Here is a 21,038-nt window from a genome sequence, read left to right as displayed (position 1 = left end):
GATACTTACAAAAGTTGATTTATTGTTGCGATAAACTGCATGAGTACAAAATGCTACCTTATTGCACACTTTGGTACATTTGCTCTAAGGCCTTATATGGTAAGGCATGTAGAGTAGCGGTTTGGGTGTAACTTACTCTTAGCGCTTTTAGCACCCTGTTTACATATTGTTTTCTTTGTTCGGCGCAACGTACCCTACTGCGCTAGCGCAATATGCGCGAAAAATTTTCATCAAGGAATACAACATGTCCAACAAGAATAGAAATATAAAGGGGTTGGGGCGCAAAAGTACCATTGCGATGCTAACCGCTATGTACGTGGCCGGGGGAGCCGCGTCCGCACAGCCGGGCTTTGAAAAAGCGCCTGCGGGCTCTTTTTACACCCCGGTATTCACAGCTGAAGACCTAGCTAATTACAAAGAATCGAAAGAAGCGCAAACCCTATTTGGTTCTGTGGGTCAGCTTAATAGACATTATCAGGATAATTCACCTAAGAATGTCTTCACACCTAAAGAAGGGGTGACCGGCAAGCGTACCTACATAGTACAGCTCCAAAACGATGCTGTGGTTAACTACCAAGGCGATATACAAGGTCTTGAGGCCACGGCCCTGACAACCACTCGTACCATGGTGGGTCGCTCAACGTTGAACGTGCGTTCACCTGAGGTGAAAAGCTACCGTCGTTATTTGCAAGACCAGCAAAACAAGGTGCTTAGCCGCGCCCAAGCGCATGGCGCCAATATCGAAATGAAGCAGCAATTGACGCTGGCTAACAACGCCATGATAGTCAATATGACGCAAGAAGATGCCATGGTTCTGGCCAAGCAAAGCGGCGTCAAGCGTATTACCGAAAACCGTATTTTCGAGCTGCGTACCGATCGTGGCCCAGAATTTATCGGTGCCGATAAACTCTGGCAGGGACAGGTTCCGGCCTCATCACTCAGCGTTAAGGGTGAAGGCATGGTTGTGGGTATTATTGATACCGGCATCAATACCGATCACATCGCCTTCGCTAGTGACGAAGAATATGCTAAGACCAACCCATTTGGTGCCGGTAACTTCATCGGTGACTGTGTTGAATCACCAGAGTTGTGTAACGATAAGCTGATCGGTGTGCGCTCTTACCCTGAGGTCACAGTAGCCAACAGCGATTATATTTTTGGTTCTAAAAATCGTCGTCCAGAAAACGGCGAAGACTACAATGGCCACGGCTCTCACACCGCCAGCACCACAGCGGGTAATGAGCTAGTGGATACGCCATTGCAAACCGTAGACGGTTCAGTGACCAGCGATGGTATCGACCTGCCTTTTACGTTTGAAAAGACCAGCGGTGTTGCGCCTCGTGCCCATATCATCTCTTATCAGGTATGTTGGCCGGGTGGTTCTGGTGACCCCTATGCCGGCTGTCCAGAATCCGCGATTCTATCTGCCTTTGAAGATGCCATTGCCGATGGTGTCGACACCATTAACTTCTCAATCGGTGGCGGTGAGTCCTTCCCTTGGGAAGATCCCATGGAATTGGCCTTCTTAAGCGCGCGTAAGGCGGGTATCTCGGTTGCCGCAGCTGCAGGTAACTCGGGCCCTTATTACATGTCTGCGGATCATACCTCTCCTTGGGTAACCACAGTAGGTGCCTCAACTCATGACCGTGTTATGTCATTGGGTGACAAGGTTATCAACAACTTTCAGGGGGTTCGCGCTCCTTTTAGCGGCGAGTATGCGGGTAAGAGCTACTCAGGCAGTATCACAGGTGCTGTGGTATTAGCGGAAAACTTTGCAGATCCAAACCCGGACGATGCCTATACAGCGGCCAGCTGTAACGTACCTTTCCCTGCGGGAACCTTTACCTCAGATCAAATCGTTGTCTGTGAGCGCGGTGACATTGCCCGTGTAGCGAAAGCCGAAAACGTGGCGGCCGGTGGCGCCGGTGGTTTTATCCTGCAAAATACCAGCTCAAATGAAAATCTTGTTGCCGATAATTATGTAATTCCGGGTATTCACCTGTCTTCTCAAGCCCGCTATACAATCCGAAACTGGGTTAACGCCAACCCGGTTGGTGAAGCGATCGCCACCATAGGTGAGCCGGTGAATACCTACGAGTTTGACCCTGAGAAGGGCAATGAACTGGCTATCTTTAGTTCTATGGGTCCAAGTCGTTATATCAATAACCTGGTACCGGATGTAACCGCCCCGGGCGTTGATATTTACGCGGCCAATGCCGATGACCAGCCATTTACCGCTAACCCGACCGCTTCGGATTGGACCTTTATGAGCGGTACCTCAATGGCGACTCCGCATGTAACCGGCGCCATGACCTTGTTGATGCAGATGCACCCAACATGGACACCGGCAGAGATCCAGTCGGCCTTGATGATGACGGCCAATAAGGTGAAAATCTTTAATGGTTACGCAATTATCGACCCTTACTACAACTTTATGGCCGGTGGCGGCGCGATTGATGTAGCGCAGGCAGCCAATGCCGGTCTGGTGATGGATGAGACCATTGAAAACTACCAAGATGCGAACCCGCGCAATGGCGGTTTGGTTGAATGGTTAAACCTGCCTTCTTTGGTTAATCAAGACTGTGAACTTGAATGTTCATGGATGCGTACCGTTAAAGCCACCAAAGATGGCTCATGGCAGGCCAGCGGCTTTGGCTGGGGCGTGCAAGGTGAAGACCAAAGCGCAGGCGTTGAAGTGGAAGTATCACCAAGCAGCTTCACATTGAAAGCCGGTGAAACTCAAGATGTCATGGTAACCATGAAGTTGCCAAACATCATTGAGCACAAGGTAGAGCCAGATGAGCCGGATGCGCCATGGGAAAATGTCCTAAATAAAGACATCTGGTTTAACGGCAAGGTAGTGTTTAACAATGTGGATGGCCAGTCGCCGGATGCACACTTTACCCTGGTAGCGAAAAATACCCTGGATGAGTTACCGCTGGCCGTGGATATCGATATGGCCCGCAATAAGGCTTCTGAGTCTATTGTTGTTAACACCGACAGCTACAGTCAGCTGACGCCTACCTATTATGGTTTGGTGAAGCCAACCACGATAGAGGCGGACGTAATAGGTGTAGGCCCTTATGTTACTAAGGATCGTGTTGAACGTGGCTGGGACATTCAGTCCATTACCGTTCCTGAAGGCACTAAGCGTCTAATGGTGAAGGTTGCCTCTACGGAGCAAACTTCTAACTTAGCTGATGTTGTTGAGCCGCGCTGGCAAATCAAGAAAGCCCACTTGCTCCTTGGTTTCGACGCCAACAACAGTGGTTCTTTCATGGTCAGCGATGATGAGATTGCAGAAGATCCGCAAGCACTGATCAAGGCACTTAATGCGGAAATGATCTGTTATTCATCAAGCAGTGTTGAAGACAACTACTGTAACATTATTGACCCTGAGCCAGGTCAGTACTGGTTTGCTACCGCTGCTTTAGCCGCGCCGCGTGATTATGAATATCGCACCAAAACGCACTATGCGGTAATCGGCAATGAATACAATGGTGGCTTTGATGTGTCTGCGCCAGAGCAGCACACAGGCAATGGTAACTATGAAATCGCCATTAACTGGGATCTGCCTGAGTCACAAATGGGTGATGTTTACTACGGTGGTTTTGCCCTGGGCAACGCACCGGGTGCCGAAGGCACGCTTGGCTTTACCTCTTTGAACTTTAACCACGACAGCGAAGCACTGACCCTAAATGTGAGCCAAGATGCCGCTCGCGCTATGGATGTGCTTGATGTAAACGTGAAACTGAAGGCGAACTACGAGTCGCAAGAGCGTGACTACAACTTTGAGTTGACTCTTCCTGAGGGTATGCAGCTTTGGTCTGAAACCATGACCTCGAACAACGAGCAAGTTGCCGAGATGATCAAGGTTGAAGGCAACAAGCTGACCATTGCAGGCACACAGCAGGCAACCCGCAATGTTAAGCGTGACTACATAGTGACCAATAACATTACCGATGCCAGCTGTAAAACGCCGATGATCGACGAGTTCTCCACCGGTGGTTACATCGACCTTCAGGGTGAGTTCCGTCTACAGCCAACCACACCTTGGTATGAAGGTGGCCACAGAGTGTACTTTGATGTACCAATTGACTGGTTATTCTATAAAGAAGGCGCCAAGTTCGAAGTTTACAACCAACCAAACAACAACGAAGTGCGTTTACACCCAACTGGTGCTATGCAGTTTACTCCACAATGGTGGATGATGGATGCGCACCGTGGTCCAGGTTTCTTGACGGAAGCATTAGCGCCATTCTGGCGTGGTTCGTTCGAAATCGCTAACAAGCGTGACCCTTACGACCCTACCGGTCTAACCATAGCATCACAGTATGCCGAAGAGCGTCCTGACCTAGGTGACCTGTTGTTTATGGAGTTCGATAATGTAACCGACAAGAACACAGGTGACACCTATGACTACGAGGTGATCCTGCGCAGCGGTATCGATGACCACAAGGATAAGTTTGAAGTTATCTATGCCTATGACAACCTGGGCGCCAATGTTGATGAGGGTGTGATCATGATCGAAGGCGGCGACAGTGTTTACTCGTCTACTGCCGGCTTTAAAGATGGTTCACTGTACAATGTTATTGGTTACAACGACCTAGGTAAGGTGCTTAAAGACGACCTAGTGATCTGTTTCGACTATGTGGGTCCTGAGCAAAGTGAAGTTGAATTCTCTTTCAAAGCGACCGTTAATCCAGAGTCGGCGGGAACCGATAAAGAGATCACCTTAGCCTATGAGCTTGGTAGCGAAGCGAAAACCTTAACTCATACCATTGCGGTCAAAGGCAACCTGAAAATGTCGGCCCTTGAGAATATGGCTGTAGAAGAAAACGGCCGTATCGATGGTATCGAAGTAGTGGTACTTGATGCTGACCAATCACCAAATGAACTTCTGGTGAGCGGCGATAACATCAGCGCTGAAATCAATGGCATGTCGTTCAACCTTGTCCCGAACGCGAACTTCCACGGTGATACAGAAGTAACGGTAACCGTACGTGATAAGGCCAACACCAGCGACAGCGTTTCGCAGACATTTCTGCTGAGCGTTGCATCTGATGGCATCGAATATGGTTGTACTGATGCGACAGCAAGCAACTACGATGGTAGCGCAGATACCGATGACGGCAGCTGTGAGTACCCTGTAACTGTGACTCCAGAGCCTGAAGTTAAGAAATCTTCTGGCGGTAGCACCAGCATCTTTATGCTGATGTCACTGCTGGCCCTGTTCGGCGTACGTCGAGTTCGCGGCTAAACAAGGTTTCTCTGCCAATTAGCTGCCTGAGCGCAGCAAGGAAAAAAGCCCCTAGTTAGGGGCTTTTTTATTGCCTGGAATGAGTGAACCTAGCTCATGCGATAACTTGCGAACAGTGGGGGAGGATAAAAGTCACGGCGAAATTTTGGCAACGCTCGGGTTCAGGTTACAATAGCGGCATTCTTTATTACTAGTGACATGCCCATGAAACTGACCGTTGAAATCAGTAAGTACCCGCTTCATCAAGACTATATCCCCTTTATTAAAGACTTTATTGACCGTCTTAATGAACACAAAGAGCTTAAGGTGATCACCAATACGCTCTCGACTCAGGTGTTTGGCGACTATGATACCGTGATGGCGGTGTTAAGCGCTGAGATCAAGCGCTCCTATGAGCAATTTGGTAAGGCCATATTTGTTTGTAAGTTTTTGCATGGCGATCTGTCGCCTCAAGACTAACTCTTAGGAACGCCTTTAGGAACACCTTATGGATGCCTTAAATAGTACCTTATCTGGCTTTGCCGCCATGTCCGGCTGGGAATATGCCGCGGTTGCGCTTTCCGTGGCCTATTTATTGTTGGCCATGCGCGAAAGCCTGTGGTGCTGGCCGGCGGCCTTTTTCAGTACCCTGATCTACACCCTGATGTATTGGCAGGGCGCCTTGTTGATGGAATCCCTGCTGCATTTTTATTATATGGGTATGGCTATTTATGGCTGGTGGGCATGGCGCTATGGCAAGGAGCGCAGCGAGAGTCAGGGCATTGTCAGTTATCGCCTGAGCACCCATGCCTGGCTGATTATTGCGACCACGCTTATCGCCGTATGCATAGGCTATGTAATGGATAATTACACGCGTGCCGATTATGCCTATCTCGACAGTTTAACCACCTGTTTTGCGGTGTTAACCACTTACTTTGTGGCAAAAAAAGTGTTGGAAAACTGGCTTTATTGGGTGGTGATCGATGCCGCTTCCATCTACTTGTATTTGGCCAAGGGCTATTATCCGACCGTGGTTTTATTTGTGTTTTATACCTTTATGGCGATTGCCGGCTACCTGCGTTGGCGCCAGCAATATCAGCAGAAGGAACAAGGAGTGCCGGCCTATGCCTGAGTCGGTGGGTCGTATCCATGCCTTGGTCACGGCATTTCAAGCCGATGCGGTGATTGAGCAAATTACCTTTTTGCCGCAAGGGGTGAGCAACGAGAATTACCGGGTTGATACCGAGCAGGGCACCTGGCTGGTAAAGCTCTATGGCAGGCAGGTACCCGATGCCGCCATCGACGCCCAGCGTACCCTGGCGCAGCTGGGTGTGTGTCCGGCGCCTGTTTATGTGGACAAGGGTCATCGCTGTGCCATTTTCGCTTATGCGCCAGGGCAGATGCCGAGTGATTTCGATGGTGAGCAAGCCCTGTTGCGCTTGACCCAGATTCACGCTTTGCCAAGCAGTGGCGCAGCACTGGATTTGCATGATGAGCTGGCCGGTTATGCCAGTGAACCTTATTATCACCCTTATGCTCAGGCGTTGCAGGAGGTGGTAGCCTTGACACAGGCTATAAGTGAGGATTACTGCTTCTGTCATAACGACCTGATCAAAGAGAACATTATCAGCCACCGTGGACAATGGCGGTGCATAGATTTTGAATATGCCCAGCATGGTGACCGCTACTTCGATTTGGCCATGTTAACCCTGAGCTTTAAGCTCTCAGTGGAGCAGCAAGAGTGGCTGTTCAGCCAGTACTTTAGCGCCCTTGAGTTGCAAGGAAACTGGCAAAAGTTTAAGGCTATGCAAAAGCTGGTGGCGGCCTTAAATTATTTTTGGTACGCACGCCATCAGGTGCAGCACCGGATTGACGACGCTAAGTTGAGCCTAGATACGCTACTGGCTTAAAGCGTATCTACTAAGGCTTCATATTGTGTTTGATAGTGACGCCAAAAATCAATGGAAGCCTTGTTCAGTGGGCGGCGAATTTGCAATTTACTGGCGGTGGCACAGGCATCAGGCCTGGTATAAAACTCTAAGCAGTCATCCTGCCAGGGCAAGTGGCAAAAGTCATATAAGTGGCGCAGCGCCCGCTCACCTTCGCTTACCAAGTCTTCATAGCTCTGTAAAATCACATTATTCGGATACTTAGCGGCAAAGTGCCGCGCTAAGCGCTCATAATCGTCATAGAATGTGGCGATGTGGGTAAGCTTAAAGGAATAATGGTGAAACGGGCTATGCACTTGATAGGCCTGGCGAAAGTTGGCGATGCAAGTGTCTTCTTTGGCGCGCAGCATAAGCACTATCTTCACCTTTGGCAGGGCGTGGACGATAAAGTCGATATAGTAAAAGTTAAACGGCAGTTTATCGCAGCCCCGCTCTGTGTCCCCCTTTAAGTCCGTATAACGGCTCAAATAATCCTGTGCCAAGGCGGCCATATCCCCTTTGCTCGCTTGGCTTATGACCTCGGGAGTCACAATGGCGGTACTACTTTGCCCGCTTATGCGTTTTACCGCCTGAGGTAAATCCTGCAACTCACCTAAGGGCGCCAAGTGTGGACTTTGGCACAGTAACTGAGCTACTAAGGTGGTGCCTGAGCGCGGCATGCCGGCTACAAATACTGCTTCAGCATCATTATCCCGTTGCGAGATAAGCTGAGGTGGTGTCGAGATCAACTGCTGGCAAAAGGCGCTGTGCTTAGCGGCATCAAAATGAATATTCCTAGCCACCGCCTCCTTGCTGTTTGAAAAGGCGATAAAGGCCTCGTCATATTCCCCAAGTTGTTCATGCTCTAGGGCTTTGGCATGGAACAGATGTTGACGGGCTATGGCATTTTGCTCTTGTGCCAGCAGGGCGGTGAGCTGTTTTATATGCGCCTGCGCTTCGGCCGTGCTGCTTTGCTCGGCCAGGGCATAATGAGCGCGATAGTGATTGGGGGCGATCTGCAGCGCTCTTTGCAAGAGTTCCTTGGCTTGGTTGTTAGCGGCCATAATATTGTGGCTAATGGCGGCGTTAACCAGGATATCTGCGTTATCCGGTGCCCGGGCCGCAGCGCGCAGATGGTAGATATGGGCGCTGTGATAATCGCCGAGACGAGAATAGAGGTTAGCCAGGGTATCCAGTTGCCCGGCATCGGTGAGTGACGCTTTGTCCAGGGCTTGCAGAGTTTGCAAGCATTCACCGCTGCGCCCAAGCAGGTGTAAAAACTTGCCTCGGCTAAGCACATATTCCGGTTGTTTTGATAACTCCAGCGCCCTATCCAGGAGTTTAACCGCCTTGGTCAGGTCACCAGCTTGGGCGTTTACCTCGGCCATCAGCGACCAGGCAAGGTGATCCTTTGGATTGTGCTGCAAGCGTTTTACCAGTTCACCATGGGCTTGAGGCAAGGCTTGCTGGCGCAGCAGTTGTTGAATATGTTGGCGCAAAGTGGAATGGGTCATATAAATAAAAAAAAGGGGCAACCTTGGTTGCCCCTTAGTGTATTACAGCTCGAAGTTATAGGTAAACTTCATGCCTATGGTGCGTGGCGTGGTGATGTAGTGACCATACACCCGCTGCAACTCTGGCAAGGCGTGGTTTTGGTCTTCATAACGTGCCATGCCCGCCCAGGATTTATCACGACGAGTCGAGGTAAAGGCATACTTGTCGAACAGGTTGTCCACATACAGGGTAGCCGACCACATATCTCCGGAGATTTTCGCGGATAGGTTGCTAAGAGCATAGCCCGGCAGCACTTCGCCATCGGCCTTAAGGCCCACCTTGGTATAGACATCGCTTTGTGCGGTCAGGCCATAGTTGATGTTTAACAACTTGTCGCCAAATACTTCATTTTCATAGCTGACCCCTAAAGATGCTTGATGCTCAGGCGAGCCCGGCAGGCGGTCGCCATCGGCGCCGTCGTAATAAGCCTGGTCTGGCTCATATACATCAAACAACATGGGCGCATCTTCAGTCAGCTCGGCCTTGGCATAGGCGTAGGTCGCATAGAGGGTCCAGTTATCGCCCAAAATAGCGCGGGTAGATAACTCAACACCCTGAGAGCGTGCCGAGCCGGCGTTGGTGGTGATAATCTCCTGGCCATTGACCGTGGTCGACTGAATTTGCGCATCGTCCCAGTCAACGCTAAACAGCGCCGCATTGAAGTGCAGCTTATTACGTAGCCAGGTTGATTTAATGCCCAGCTCATAGTTGGTGGTGGTGTCTGGCTTGTAGGCCATTTCGTTGGGCAGGGCACAGACGATTTGCTGTTCCGGTAGCTGCTCAGGGCACGACTCCAGGCCATTACTGCCACCGATGCGGAAGCCTTCACTAATGGTGAAGTAGGTGACCAAGCCGTTGTCGAAGGTGTAGTTGGCGTTGAACTTAAACAGGCTGCCGTCATCTTCGGCGCTGCTTGGCTCTAGCTCAACATCCGCTCGTGAGGCATAGAAAACATCATCCCAGGCGTCATACAGGGGCGTTGCCGAACCTGATTTAGAGTCGATTTCATACTCGTAAAAACGTGCGCCTAAGGTGATGTTGAACTGATCGTTAAAGGCATAACCTACTTCGCCAAACAGGGCTTTTTCCGTGGTATCTGACTCAAAAATAGCTATGTATTCCAGGTCCGGTTCGATATTGGGAATATCGCTGCCATAGTCGAAGTTATCGAAGCCAGGAGCATATTCTCTGTCGTCCGACTTGCTTTCAAACTTGTTGTAGTAAGCGCCAACAATCCAGTTCCACGGGCCGTCGTGGCTGGATACCAGGCGCAGCTCCTGGGTAAAGCTGTCTTGCTCACTGGTGTCCTTGGTGTAATCGACAAAGGCAGGGAAGTTGGCGTAGCCGGTCCAGATATCGTAAAGCAGATCGGTCTGATCGCGCTGACCTTCTTGCTCATAGCTAGACCAGCCTGAGGCCGAAACCAGCTCGGCAAAGCCCAAATCGGCTTTGAGCTCCAGACTAAGCAATTCATCTTCTTGCTCATTGGGCTCTTCAACACGATAGGCAGAGTCGTATTTGCCGACTAGATCGTGAATGGGGTTATCCGGGCTGATGCTGCCGTACTGGGTGATCGAGTTGCCGCCGTGTTCCTGCTTTTGATAGAAGTAGTTCAGGGTGCCCTCGAAGACTTCATTTGGAGCCCAACGTAAGGACAGGCGCGCCGTGGTGATGTCTTCATCATTGGCATCTTCAACCTGCTTAAGGTTGGCCTTAACCACGTCGGCATTGTTCCAATCTGGGTCGGGCAGAGACACGCCAGGCTCGCGCACTACGAAGTTGTAATCCATATAACCCGGGTTGTGGTAATAATTCACGCTGGCGCGCAGAGCCAGTTCATCCTCTATGAGAGGGGTGTTAAATACAAAACCCGCTTCGCCGCCGGTGCCATCGCTTTGTGACAGGGTAAACAGGTCGCCGCTAATTTGCCCTTCGGTGATATCCAGCACTGGTGCCTTAAGCATATAACGAATGGCGCCGCCCAAAGTTCCGGCACCGTAAAGTGTGCCTTGTGGGCCGATCAGGACTTCGACGCGCTCCACATCGGTAAGGCGTAAATTGATATTAAGGGGGATTTCACCCAAATAGGTGGCCACTGTGCCGCTGTCGGAGGCACGCTCCGACGAGTTGGTGTTTAAGCCGCGCACTATGATTGGCGAGCCTTCACGTCCGCCCTGATCGGTAATGGTCAGGCCTGGTACCCAGCGCGCCACGTCTTCGAGCTGGGCTATATTCTGATCTTTCATCACATCGGCATCCATGGCGGTGATGTTAAGCGGCGCTTCTTGCGCCGAACCGCTGCGACGAGTCGCGGTAATTTGAATGACTTCCAATGCCTTTTCTTGTTTGATTTCGCTGTTGGCTTGCTCGGCGTTGGCGTGGCCACATAAGCAGCCGGCAATGGCCGTAGCCAGTAGTGTTGGCTTAAATTTACCCATGTTGTATTACCCTGTGATCTTGATATAGCAATGTAATTTGCCATTAATAAAAAGCACGTTAACAATAATTAAACAACCCTCTAAAATAGGGACGAAAATTAATATTCAGCTATCGTGCCTTTTTATTCTTTATTTGCCGAGTTTTGTGCATTTTTGTGCAAAAATAATCGCTATTTTTTTGCGTGATATTGCTATAAAAGCAGGGCTTGCATGTTAAAAGGGGATCTTGCCATCTGACATGTAAGCGGGCTTTTTAACTCGTAAATAAAGATAATTTGAATTTTAATGCAATTATATAGAATTAAAATTCAAATTATAGATTTTTATAGTCAATATATTGTGGTTATTTTGTTGTTTTTTTGTAGCTTGCCAGGCTAGGAGCATAAAAATGCTTAAAACCAGCCTGTTCTGCATAATTAACTTGTTGTTTTATTGGCAATAGTGACTATTGCACGCGCTTTTTGGCAGTGGGTTTTTAGCAAAAAGGCGGCGGGGTGAAGTCAAGCTGGGCAATCCAGCTATTTGAGTCTGAAGCCTGCGCCTATGGACCAGGCGGGTGTAACTTTGCTACTGAATAAATTATCGCCATCCGATTCGCGAGGGCTGGTATTTCCCAAGGGATGCCATTACTATAGGCGCAGTTGGCGCAATCCCCTGTGCTGACTAATGCCAATTCTGTTAAGTATGTAAGCAGATATTTAGCCCGCTAGAATGATTAGCTATTTAAGTGAATTGGTAAAGCTCTCGTGGTGAAATGGATATCACGTGGCCCTCCGGAGGCCAAGTTGCAGGTTCGATCCCTGCCGAGAGCGCCATTATTACTTGTCTTTATACCTTCTGATTTTTTACCTTGGTTCCTATGTATGTGCTTGCTCGGATATTTGCTTAGCGCTAACTCCTGGTCTTGTGGCTATGACGACGCAAGATATTGAACTGTCAAGCGTATTAAAACTGCCCAAAAAACAAACTCAAACTGTTTTTTCTTGCATGTTTATAGCGCCTTTTTAGCACTTTGTTTACGTCTGAAACAGGGTGTTATTAAGTGCTTGTTTAGGTGAATAAGTTAGCTTATTTTGCTATTTGCTGTTACCGAAACGGATACGTATGATTGCCCCCTTTTTTACTAGCACATTCCAGTATTCGAGGGGTTCTCATGACTTTTACAACCAATAAGCTGGCTTTAAGCCTGGCTATCGCATCGGCATTGGGCAGTGCGCCAAGTCTTGCTGCTACGGCGCCAAACGGCAATGCGGCAGAGCAGGATATGGAAGTGATTGCCGTGACTGGTACTCGCCGCAGCCTACGTAGCCTGGGCGAGAGTACAGTGCCTGTGGATGTGATCACCAGTAATGATATGACCAGCACGGGTCAGTTGGAGATCAGTCAGGTTTTGGCCACTCAGGTGCCGAGTTTTAACTACCCCAGTGCCACCTTATCCGATGGTACAGATCATGCCCGCCCCGCTGTATTACGTGGTTTGGCGCCGGATCATACCCTGGTACTGGTCAATGGTAAGCGTCGTCATGCCGGCGCCTTATTAAGCCTGGGCGGTGTTGTAGGCCGAGGCTCGACCGCGGTGGATTTGAATATGATCCCAGTTGCCGCCATTAAGCGTGTTGAAGTGTTACGCGACGGCGCCGCCGCTCAATATGGCTCGGATGCCATAGCCGGGGTGATCAACCTGGTGTTGAAGGACGCCGATGAAGGCGGCAGCATCAGCGCTACCTACGGTGAATATGATACGCAAATGGCTGGTGTGCCGCAGCTTGAAAGTGCCTACGCCGATAATAATGGCAACCTGGCCTTTGCAACCGGCGACGACCGCCGCATTAACGATGGCACCAATCGCACCTTTAGTGCCAACACCGGCTTGGCCTTAGGGGATGATGGCTTTGTGAATATCGCCTTAGAGTACCGCGACCATGAGCCGACACTGCGCTCTGGTTTCGATCCCCGCGAGCAGTATGCCCGTCTTGAGGATGGCAGTCTGGACCCGCGTGAATTTACCATAGACAGATATAACCACCGCTTCGGCAAGGCAGCGCTTGAAGATGTCGCCTTGTTTATCAATAGCGGCTATGAGTTAGACCAGGGCTACAGCTTATATGCCTTTGGCAGCTACTCGGAGCGTGAGGGTAACTCGGGCGGATTTTATCGCCGCGCCAAGGATAACCGCAATGTGACTGAGCTTTACCCCGATGGTTTCTTGCCACAAATCGATACCCAAGTGAAAGACTATGCCCTGGCCCTTGGGTTGGAAGGGGAAAGCGGCGACTGGAGCTGGGATATCAGCAGCAACTATGGTCGCAACGACTTTGCCTTCGGCGTCAGCAATAGCTTGAATACCTCGCTGGGTATTAATAGCCCGCGTGAGTTCGATAACGGCGCCCTGGTGTATGACCAATGGTTGGTTAACGCCGATGCCAGCACCGTGCTTGATTTGGGTCTAAATGATGATGTGTTTTTCACTATCGGTGCCGAGTACCGTCGTGAAGGCTATAAAATCGAGCAAGGCGAAGAGGCCTCTTACATTACCGCTGTTGACAGCAATGGTGCTCCATTGGGAGCCGGTGGTGCTCAGGTTCTGCCTGGTTTTAGCCCTGCCAGCGTGACCGATGAAAGCCGCTACAATATGGCCTTGTTTGCGGAATTCGATACCTATCTAAGCGATGATTGGAATATGGTTTTGGCCGGTCGTTTGGAAGATTACAGCGACTTTGGCAGCACCTTTACCGCGAAACTGGCAAGCCGTTATAGCGTTAGCGACAACCTGAGCCTGCGCGGTGCCATCAGCAGCGGTTTCCGTGCACCGTCTTTGGCACAAAGCTCATATCGCCAGATCTCTACCGTGCTGGAGAATAACAAGCCGTTTGAAATAGGTTTGTTCCCAGCAGATACCGTCGCGGCACAAGCTCTGGGCGCCGAGCCTTTGGAAGCTGAAGAGTCGGTCAATATCACCGCCGGTTTTATCTATAACCGTGGTGCCTTTAGCCTGACCCTGGATGCCTACCGCATCGATATCGACGATCGCATCGTGCTTTCGGAAAACCTCGAAGGCGACGAAGTGGCTGCTATCCTAGCGGCCGCAGGCGAAGCCAATGTTGAGAGTGTGCGCTATTTCACCAATGCCATAGACTCGCGCACCCAGGGCGTGGATATAGTCGCTACTTATCAGCTTGATTTGGCAAGCTGGGGCGATATGCGTTTAAGCGCGGCGGCCAACTTTAACGACACCGAAGTCACATCCGTTAAAGACAATCCGCAAGAGCTGGACTCACTGGGCGAGAGCTATCAGCTGTTTGCCCGCCGTGAAATCGGCCGCTTTGAGGAGGGCACCCCGGACAGCAAATTAAACCTGGCGGCGATTTGGAACCTGGGCCAGTGGCAAACCACTTTACGCCTCACTCGCTACGGTGAGGTGGCGGATATTTCCTCACAGCCGGAGCGCGACGAATATCTGGATGCTAAATGGCTGACCGACCTGGAAGTAGCTTATCACCCTGATGCCAGTTGGAAGCTGGCTTTAGGCGCCAATAACCTGTTCGACCAATATCCGCAGGCCACGGTGGATAATGTCGGCCAGTCTGATTTTAATCAGATCTTCCCGTATACGCCTTTTGCCCCGTACAGCCTGGATGGGCGCTTTATCTACGGTAATATCACCTACCGTTTTTAATAAACGAACAGCAATAGTCTGGGGCTCAATGAGCCCCTTTTTCTTGTCGCCGCCAAGGTCGGGCTGTCAAAAGCAGGGGGAGTAGGCTATATAGAGATGAGTTATTTGATTAATGGGAGGGGAAGGCTATGAGCTATACGCCTATTTCCTGCGAGCAGCATGACCTGATCGAGATTTTTTGCATGCGTCATAATAAGGTGGCGGTAACTTTGCACAGCGGTGAGCAGTTTTGTGCTCAGGCCGAAGACGTAGGAATCATAAGCGGCCAGGGCGAGTGGCTGCACTTTAGCAACCACGAAAGTGTGCGTCTTGATCAGATCAAAGCCATTTCTTTAGCTTAAAATAAACGGCAATCAAGGCGGTTAGGGCGACTAGGGCAATGACGAAAATGGCAAAAGCCGCATCGGACTCTGTGCCCGGTATGCCGCCGATATTGACCCCCAGCAGGCCGGTCAAAAAGCCCAAGGGCAAGAACAGCGCCGCCACCACTGACATCACATACATGCGCTTATTTAACTGATCGGAAACCAAACTGGAAACCTCTTGTTGAATAATTTGTGCGCGCTCAATATTCATATCCAGCTCTTCTAAATAGCGCACCAGATGGTTAATGGTTTCGCTGAGGCGCGAGCAATCCTCGTCTTGGAGCCAGCTTGGCTGCTGCGTTAGCAGGGCGCGCAGGGCGTCTTTTTGCGGGCGGATATAGCGCTTTAAGCCTATGGTCTGTCTGCGCACCTGGGAGAGTGCATTATGATCATGGGGCTTGTTGCTGCCATCTACCTGCTCCTCAAACTGGTCGAGCTTGTCTTCAAGTTCGTCGATAACGTCCTGCATCCGTGAAGTCAGGTTTTCGCTCAGTTGGCAAATAAGCGAAGAGGCGTCCTTGGGTCCCTGGCCGGCACGCAACGAATCCGCCAGGGCGCTGACCGAAAGCAGGCGACGGTGGCGGGTGGAGACAATCACCTGCTCGCTGACATAAAGGCGAATAGACACCATATCGTCCGGAGTTTGTGCCGGGTTCAGGTTAACGCCGCGCAAAAACATCAGGGTACCCTGGTCGTCGGCTACCATGCGCGGGCGGGTTTCATCGGCCAGTAATGATTGATAGGCAAAATCACTTAAATTAATGCAGTTAAGGTAGTCTTTGGCTTCATCAAAGCAATAGTCAAGATGCAGCCACAGTAATCCGTCGCTACGTTGCCAAGCGCTGACTTGGTCTATATTGGTCAGTTCTTTGCTAACGCCGCCTTGGCCGTCAAGTACTAAGGCATGGATTAATGCACTCATGGGGAAATTCGCTTTTTGTTGTTGCTATTTTCTTCTATCCTTGACTACAAGTTTATATAGGTCAATCAATTATATTAATCGACGCGAGTAAATAATTTCACTGTCAATTGAAGTGAATTACCGTATAAAGCGGATCTTTAACAACTTGCTCCTAGTCGGAGCACTGAACCGGTAGCCATTATGGAAAACAGAATATTAGTAGGTTGGCGCGAGTGGGTTGCGTTGCCCGAGTTAGGGATCGAACAGATCAAAGCTAAAGTAGATACCGGTGCTCGCACCTCTTGTATTCACGCATTTAAGGTTGAACCTTATATGCAGGATGGCGAAAAGTGGGTGCGTTTTTGGGTGCATCCCAATCAAGAGGATGTCGAAACCGAAATTCAGTGCCAAGCTAAAGTAAAGGATGAGCGTACCGTCACCGATTCTGGCGGCCATAGCGAAATGCGTTATGTGATTGAAACTTTATTGAGTATTGATGGCCAACAATGGCCTATGGAAGCAACACTGACCAACCGCGACACCATGAAGTTTCGTATGTTGCTAGGGCGCACCGCCATGGTGGGCCGCATTGTGGTTGACCCAGAGCTCTCACACCAAACAAAGTTATAAGGATAACTATGAAAATTGGTATTTTATCGCGCAACAAAAACCTCTACTCCACTCGCCGCCTTATTGAAGCGGCTGAAAAGCGTGGTCATGAGGTGCAAGTGTTGGATGCGCTGCGTTGTTATATGAACATCAATTCACAGGAGCCGGAAATTCACTTCAAGGGTGAAAAACTTGAAGGTTTTAACGCCATTATTCCGCGTATCGGCGCCTCGGTAACCTTTTATGGTTGCTCGGTATTACGCCAGTTTGAAATGATGGGCGTGTATCCGGTTAATGAATCGGTCGCCATTTCTCGCTCGCGCGATAAGCTGCGCTCTTTGCAATTATTGTCGCGCAAAGGGATCGGTATGCCGGTAACCGGGTTTGCATCAAAACCCGATGACGTAAAAGACTTATTGGAAATGGTTGGCGGCGCACCCGTGGTGATCAAGCTGCTTGAAGGCACCCAGGGTATTGGCGTGGTACTTGCGGAAACGCGCAAGGCGGCGGAAAGCGTAATTGAGGCCTTTATGGGTCTTAAAGCCAACATCATGGTACAGGAATACATTAAAGAAGCCGGCGGCGCAGATATTCGTTGTTTCGTTATTGGCGATCGCGTTATTGCGGCGATGAAGCGTCAGGCCCAAGAGGGTGAATTCCGCTCTAACCTGCACCGCGGCGGCAGTGCCAGCCTGGTTCGCATTACTCCGGAAGAGCGTAAAACCGCGGTGGCGGCGGCCAAGGCCATGGGCTTGAATGTGGCCGGTGTTGACCTGCTACGCTCGGAGCGCGGCCCCTTGGTGATGGAAGTAAACTCTTCACCTGGCTTAGAAGGTATTGAAGTGGCGACAGGTAAAGACATTGCCAGCATGATCATTCAATTTATTGAAAAGAACGCGAAAGCAAAGAGGACTAGAACCCGTGGCAAGGGCTAAGAAAAATCCGCCATTTACTTTATTAGGGGAGCAGGTTGCTCCCGGAGAGCGCCGCGTCTTTGAACTCGAAGCGGCCAAGTTGTACACCCACTCACCCCTGACCATTAATTTAGAAGTGGTCAACGGCGTTGAGCCTGGGCCGACCTTGTTAATTTGTGCCGCCATTCATGGCGATGAGCTTAACGGGGTGGAAATAGTGCGGCAAACCCTGGCCAAGGTGGATGTCGCCAAGCTGCGTGGCACCTTGATTGCCGTGCCCGTAGTTAATGTGTTCGGCTTTATTCACAAGTCGCGATATTTACCGGATCGTCGTGATTTAAACCGCAGTTTCCCCGGCTCGATTCGTGGCTCTGTGGCCGGGCGCATGGCCAACACCTTTTTTAACGAGGTGGCGGTGCACTGCAGTCATATTATTGATTTGCACACAGGTGCTCTGCACCGCACTAATTTACCGCAAATTCGTGCCGACTTGAGCAATGATGAAACCGCTAAAATAGCCAATGCTTTTGGTACTCCGGCGGTGATCAATGCCTCCTTGCGCAACGGTTCACTGCGCTCCGAAGCGGCGGCCCGTGGTATTCCAGTGATCACCTATGAAGCCGGTGAGGCGCTGCGCTTTGACCCTATTGCTATTGCCGCTGGCGTGCAAGGGGTGGAAAACGTCATGCGTAAGCTGCGTATGATGCGCGGCAAGCGGGTACGTAAACAGGCAGAGCCGGTGATTGCCTCGGCCACCAGTTGGATCCGTGCCGAAACCGACGGCATTATTCGTGCTCAGGTATCGCTCGGTGAGCGGGTGCGTCAGGGTCAGGTTTTGGCCTATATCAACAGCCCGCTTGGTGATACCGAGTGCGCCGTGGTTGCACCGCGCAGTGGGATTGTGATTGGTCAGCAAACCTTGCCGCTGGTCAATGAGGGCGATGCGGTATTCCATCTGGCTTATTTTGCCCATGCTAACGCCATTGTTGAGCAGCAATTGGAAACGTTTATCGATGAGATCAGCGATATGGAAGATGAGCTGAAAACAGCCGAGCTCAATAACTGATAAAAATAAGCGCCTTTAGGCGCTTATTTTTTATTTTTTCGGGCCAAGTATTTTGCGTATCGGCTTGGCTTTGAGTGGAGCCTTGTTGAGCACCATCACCGGACGGGTAACAAAGAGGTTGTTGGGGTAGAGCACCCTATGACCATCGACATGCTCAAGCACCACATTCATCAGCCCCATTTCAACAATACGCCCCTCGACAAAATTGGCGCCATCGATCACCTTGACCCAGTAGCCGATGCGGTAGTCGTTTTGTGCAAACATCAATAAGAATGAGGTCAGGTTGGAAAGCAGTGACCAGCCGGCAAACAGGGCCACGCCAAGCATGGCAAACAGGCTTGAACCCAACACCAGCAGGCCGCGCAGTTCTATGCCCCAAAACACCAGCAGCACACAGCTCAGCACTATGGCCAGTAATACCTTAAGCAGCAATTGCGCCCGTTGTTTGCGGTGTGGGTCGACGCGCCCCTTAATGGCTCTATCGAATATTTTTTGCTGTAAGCGCACCAGCAGAGGGAAGAGCAATAGCACTCCCAAGGTGATAATCCATTTATAGTTTTGGCTGACTAATTCCAGTAGCGACACCGTTTTTTCCTACAAAATAAAGGAAGCATTAAAAGCAGCTATATAGCATGGAATATTGAAGCAACAAAGTGTGTTAGAAGGTTTTTTTCACACTCACCAGCCACTGCAGCGGGTCGACATCGTCGCTGCGGTTGATGGGGCGGGCGACATCCAGATGGATCACCGCGCCGGCATTGGCACGGCTCGGAGCCAGGCGTAAGCCGAAGCCAAAATTATGGCGAAAATGGGCGTTTTCCTGCTTGTCATGAAACCAGGCCTGACCGGCATCGTAAAAGAGGGCGCCACCAACGCTAAATAACTGCCAAAGGTTATATTGCCAGTAATAGCGTTTTTCAACACTAAAAAGGGCGCGCCGGTCACCGAGATCATAATGATGCGGATAGCCACGCAAGCCGGTTTCTCCGCCAAGAGCAAGTTGTTGATCCGCGGTCAGTCCTTCGGCGGCATCCACCTGCGCCTTCACATACCAGGACTGAGCATCGTCACTGTTAAAGAGGTATTCGGCCTGAGCGCCGAAGAAGAGGTTCTCGGCATCAAAATCTCGCTCGCGGATGGTGCCATCAAGGCCGAGCGACCAGCGCCATAAGCTTTGCTGGCTGATATAGTGGCTGCGGCGCACATTGAGTTTAAGTACATAACGACTGGCATCGTCGCTGAAGGTGCTGGGCGAGTAGCCGAATTGGGTATGGATCTGCCAACCCAGATTCAAGTCTTCGGTGCGGCTTATGGTGTCGATATTATGCACCTTAACAAAGTCATCTTCGAACCAGCTAATGTCGATATAGGGGTAAGAAAGTGTGCGCTCCGTGGCGATGGGCACATAGGTTTGGGCAAGCTCGTAAAAGCGCTCTTTATGGTAACGGTAGCCAAAGCGTATGCGCTGAGTCCAGTGCTCTGCCGGGCGTCGCGCGAGGCCAAAAAACACCTCGTTGCTACTGGTTTCCTGAGAAAATTCGCTGATCGTTTCGCCCTTGTCGTAGAGCTTTTCATCGCGTTTATTGCTGCCGTTGGCAAAGCCGTAGCTGTAAGGAGTATCCAATGAATAGAAGGGATAACTCAGGGCCAGCCAATGGCGTTCGCCGTCGCTGTTATCGGCATATTCGAGGCGGCCCTGGTAACGGCTGCCGAAAATATTGGGGTCGGCATAGGTAAATTCGTAGCCGCTGCGTTCATCATCATTGGTGCGCACCAAAGACAGGCGTTTACCCCAGCCTAAAAAGTTGCTGTCGCGAAACCCAAAGGTGGAGCGGTTTTCGCCGCCGCTGCGGCTGAAGCTGATCTCCGGCAGCAGAGTCCAAAGCTCGCGGGTGGTGATCACCACATCCACATATTTTTCACAGCGTTCGGTAGCGCTGATCTGAGCGTCGTATAAATAGCCTTGTTGGCGCAGCAGACGCTCGGATTCACGCAATAGTTCGGGAGTATAGAGGTCGCCTTCACTGAACAGCAGAATGTTTTTCAACACCTGCGGCTCGGTCATAATGTGCATCTTGTTGGCTAGGTGAAACAGCCAATTGTCTTCGCTTGGCAGCTTGGTATCGAAGATATTGTTTTGGATAAAGCGAATGCTGCCGATTTGGCGTTTGCCATCGGCATCGGGTAATGGCTGTTTATCTGCAAGTTGTCGCGATAGCAATTGCTCTGAATCGGGTGCTAAATGTTCACTTTTACACTGTGCCAGAGCCTGTCCTTGCGCCGCCACTAAGATCCCTAAAATCACCGCCAGCCGTTTCATCTAACTCACTATTTTTTTAGCTTCCGTC

General features: G+C 50.5%; 14 protein-coding genes and 1 tRNA gene. 10 read left to right on the top strand and 5 right to left on the bottom strand.

The features are described 5' to 3' along the window. The first annotated feature begins 244 nt into the window (after positions 1–244). From C2M24_RS09845 to C2M24_RS09830, 4 genes are all read left to right on the top strand, one after another. The gene (locus C2M24_RS09845; RefSeq protein WP_105214632.1) at positions 245–5,260 is read left to right on the top strand and encodes a S8 family serine peptidase; all 5,016 of its coding nucleotides are present in this window, start codon (positions 245–247) and stop codon (positions 5,258–5,260) included. A gap of 204 nt (positions 5,261–5,464) precedes the next feature. Further along, positions 5,465–5,719, top strand: a complete 255-nt coding sequence (locus C2M24_RS09840; RefSeq protein WP_105188085.1) for a YkoF family thiamine/hydroxymethylpyrimidine-binding protein — start codon at positions 5,465–5,467, stop codon at positions 5,717–5,719. Between the two features lie 28 nt (positions 5,720–5,747). Continuing rightward, on the top strand, positions 5,748–6,371 hold the full coding sequence (gene pnuC / locus C2M24_RS09835) for a nicotinamide riboside transporter PnuC (protein WP_105214630.1): 624 nt from the start codon (positions 5,748–5,750) through the stop codon (positions 6,369–6,371). After that, a complete protein-coding gene (locus tag C2M24_RS09830; RefSeq protein WP_105214628.1) occupies positions 6,364–7,149 on the top strand; it encodes a phosphotransferase in 786 nt (261 codons plus the stop codon). Before pnuC ends, C2M24_RS09830 begins: the two co-directional genes overlap by 8 nt. Here C2M24_RS09830 and C2M24_RS09825 read toward each other — a convergent pair. Next, positions 7,146–8,681, bottom strand: a complete 1,536-nt coding sequence (locus tag C2M24_RS09825; RefSeq protein WP_105214626.1) for a tetratricopeptide repeat-containing sulfotransferase family protein — start codon at positions 8,679–8,681, stop codon at positions 7,146–7,148. The genes C2M24_RS09830 and C2M24_RS09825 overlap by 4 nt on opposite strands. 42 nt (positions 8,682–8,723) lie before the next feature. Next, entirely contained in the window at positions 8,724–11,159 is a 2,436-nt protein-coding gene (locus tag C2M24_RS09820) for a TonB-dependent receptor (protein WP_105214624.1), read from the bottom strand. 740 nt (positions 11,160–11,899) lie between these two features. Here C2M24_RS09820 and C2M24_RS09815 point away from each other — a divergent pair. The 3 genes from C2M24_RS09815 (at position 11,900) to C2M24_RS09805 (ending at position 15,176) form a co-directional block, all read left to right on the top strand. Then, positions 11,900–11,974, top strand: a tRNA-Arg gene (locus C2M24_RS09815). Between the two features lie 338 nt (positions 11,975–12,312). Continuing rightward, positions 12,313–14,835 (top strand): TonB-dependent receptor plug domain-containing protein, encoded by a 2,523-nt coding sequence (locus C2M24_RS09810; protein ID WP_105214622.1) that lies wholly within the window; start codon positions 12,313–12,315, stop codon positions 14,833–14,835. 128 nt (positions 14,836–14,963) lie between these two features. Beyond that, the gene (locus C2M24_RS09805; RefSeq protein WP_105200255.1) at positions 14,964–15,176 is read left to right on the top strand and encodes a Rho-binding antiterminator; all 213 of its coding nucleotides are present in this window, start codon (positions 14,964–14,966) and stop codon (positions 15,174–15,176) included. On the opposite strand, the gene C2M24_RS09800 is transcribed toward C2M24_RS09805, so the two are convergent. Then, complete coding sequence (locus C2M24_RS09800) at positions 15,154–16,122, bottom strand: zinc transporter ZntB (RefSeq protein ID WP_105200256.1); 969 nt, start codon at positions 16,120–16,122, stop codon at positions 15,154–15,156. The two genes, C2M24_RS09805 and C2M24_RS09800, sit on opposite strands and share 23 nt — an antisense overlap. A 180-nt stretch (positions 16,123–16,302) precedes the next feature. On the opposite strand from C2M24_RS09800, the gene C2M24_RS09795 reads away from it, so the two are divergent. The 3 genes from C2M24_RS09795 to C2M24_RS09785 are packed head-to-tail and all read left to right on the top strand — an operon-like array spanning position 16,303 to position 18,690. Further along, entirely contained in the window at positions 16,303–16,731 is a 429-nt protein-coding gene (locus tag C2M24_RS09795; protein ID WP_105200257.1) for an ATP-dependent zinc protease family protein, read from the top strand. 8 nt (positions 16,732–16,739) lie between these two features. Continuing rightward, entirely contained in the window at positions 16,740–17,645 is a 906-nt protein-coding gene (gene rimK / locus C2M24_RS09790; RefSeq protein ID WP_105200258.1) for a 30S ribosomal protein S6--L-glutamate ligase, read from the top strand. Next, entirely contained in the window at positions 17,632–18,690 is a 1,059-nt protein-coding gene (locus C2M24_RS09785; protein ID WP_105200259.1) for a succinylglutamate desuccinylase/aspartoacylase family protein, read from the top strand. Before rimK ends, C2M24_RS09785 begins: the two co-directional genes overlap by 14 nt. Positions 18,691–18,720: 30 nt before the next feature. On the opposite strand, the gene C2M24_RS09780 is transcribed toward C2M24_RS09785, so the two are convergent. Further along, entirely contained in the window at positions 18,721–19,275 is a 555-nt protein-coding gene (locus tag C2M24_RS09780) for a mechanosensitive ion channel domain-containing protein (protein WP_105214620.1), read from the bottom strand. A 73-nt stretch (positions 19,276–19,348) separates the two neighbouring features. After that, on the bottom strand, positions 19,349–21,010 hold the full coding sequence (locus tag C2M24_RS09775; protein WP_158683752.1) for a POTRA domain-containing protein: 1,662 nt from the start codon (positions 21,008–21,010) through the stop codon (positions 19,349–19,351). Positions 21,011–21,038: the final 28 nt, after the last annotated feature.

It is taken from the genome of Pseudoalteromonas sp. T1lg22 (assembly GCF_002964645.1).
Lineage (GTDB): Bacteria > Pseudomonadota > Gammaproteobacteria > Enterobacterales > Alteromonadaceae > Pseudoalteromonas.
This window is presented reverse-complemented; position numbering and strand designations above follow the sequence as displayed.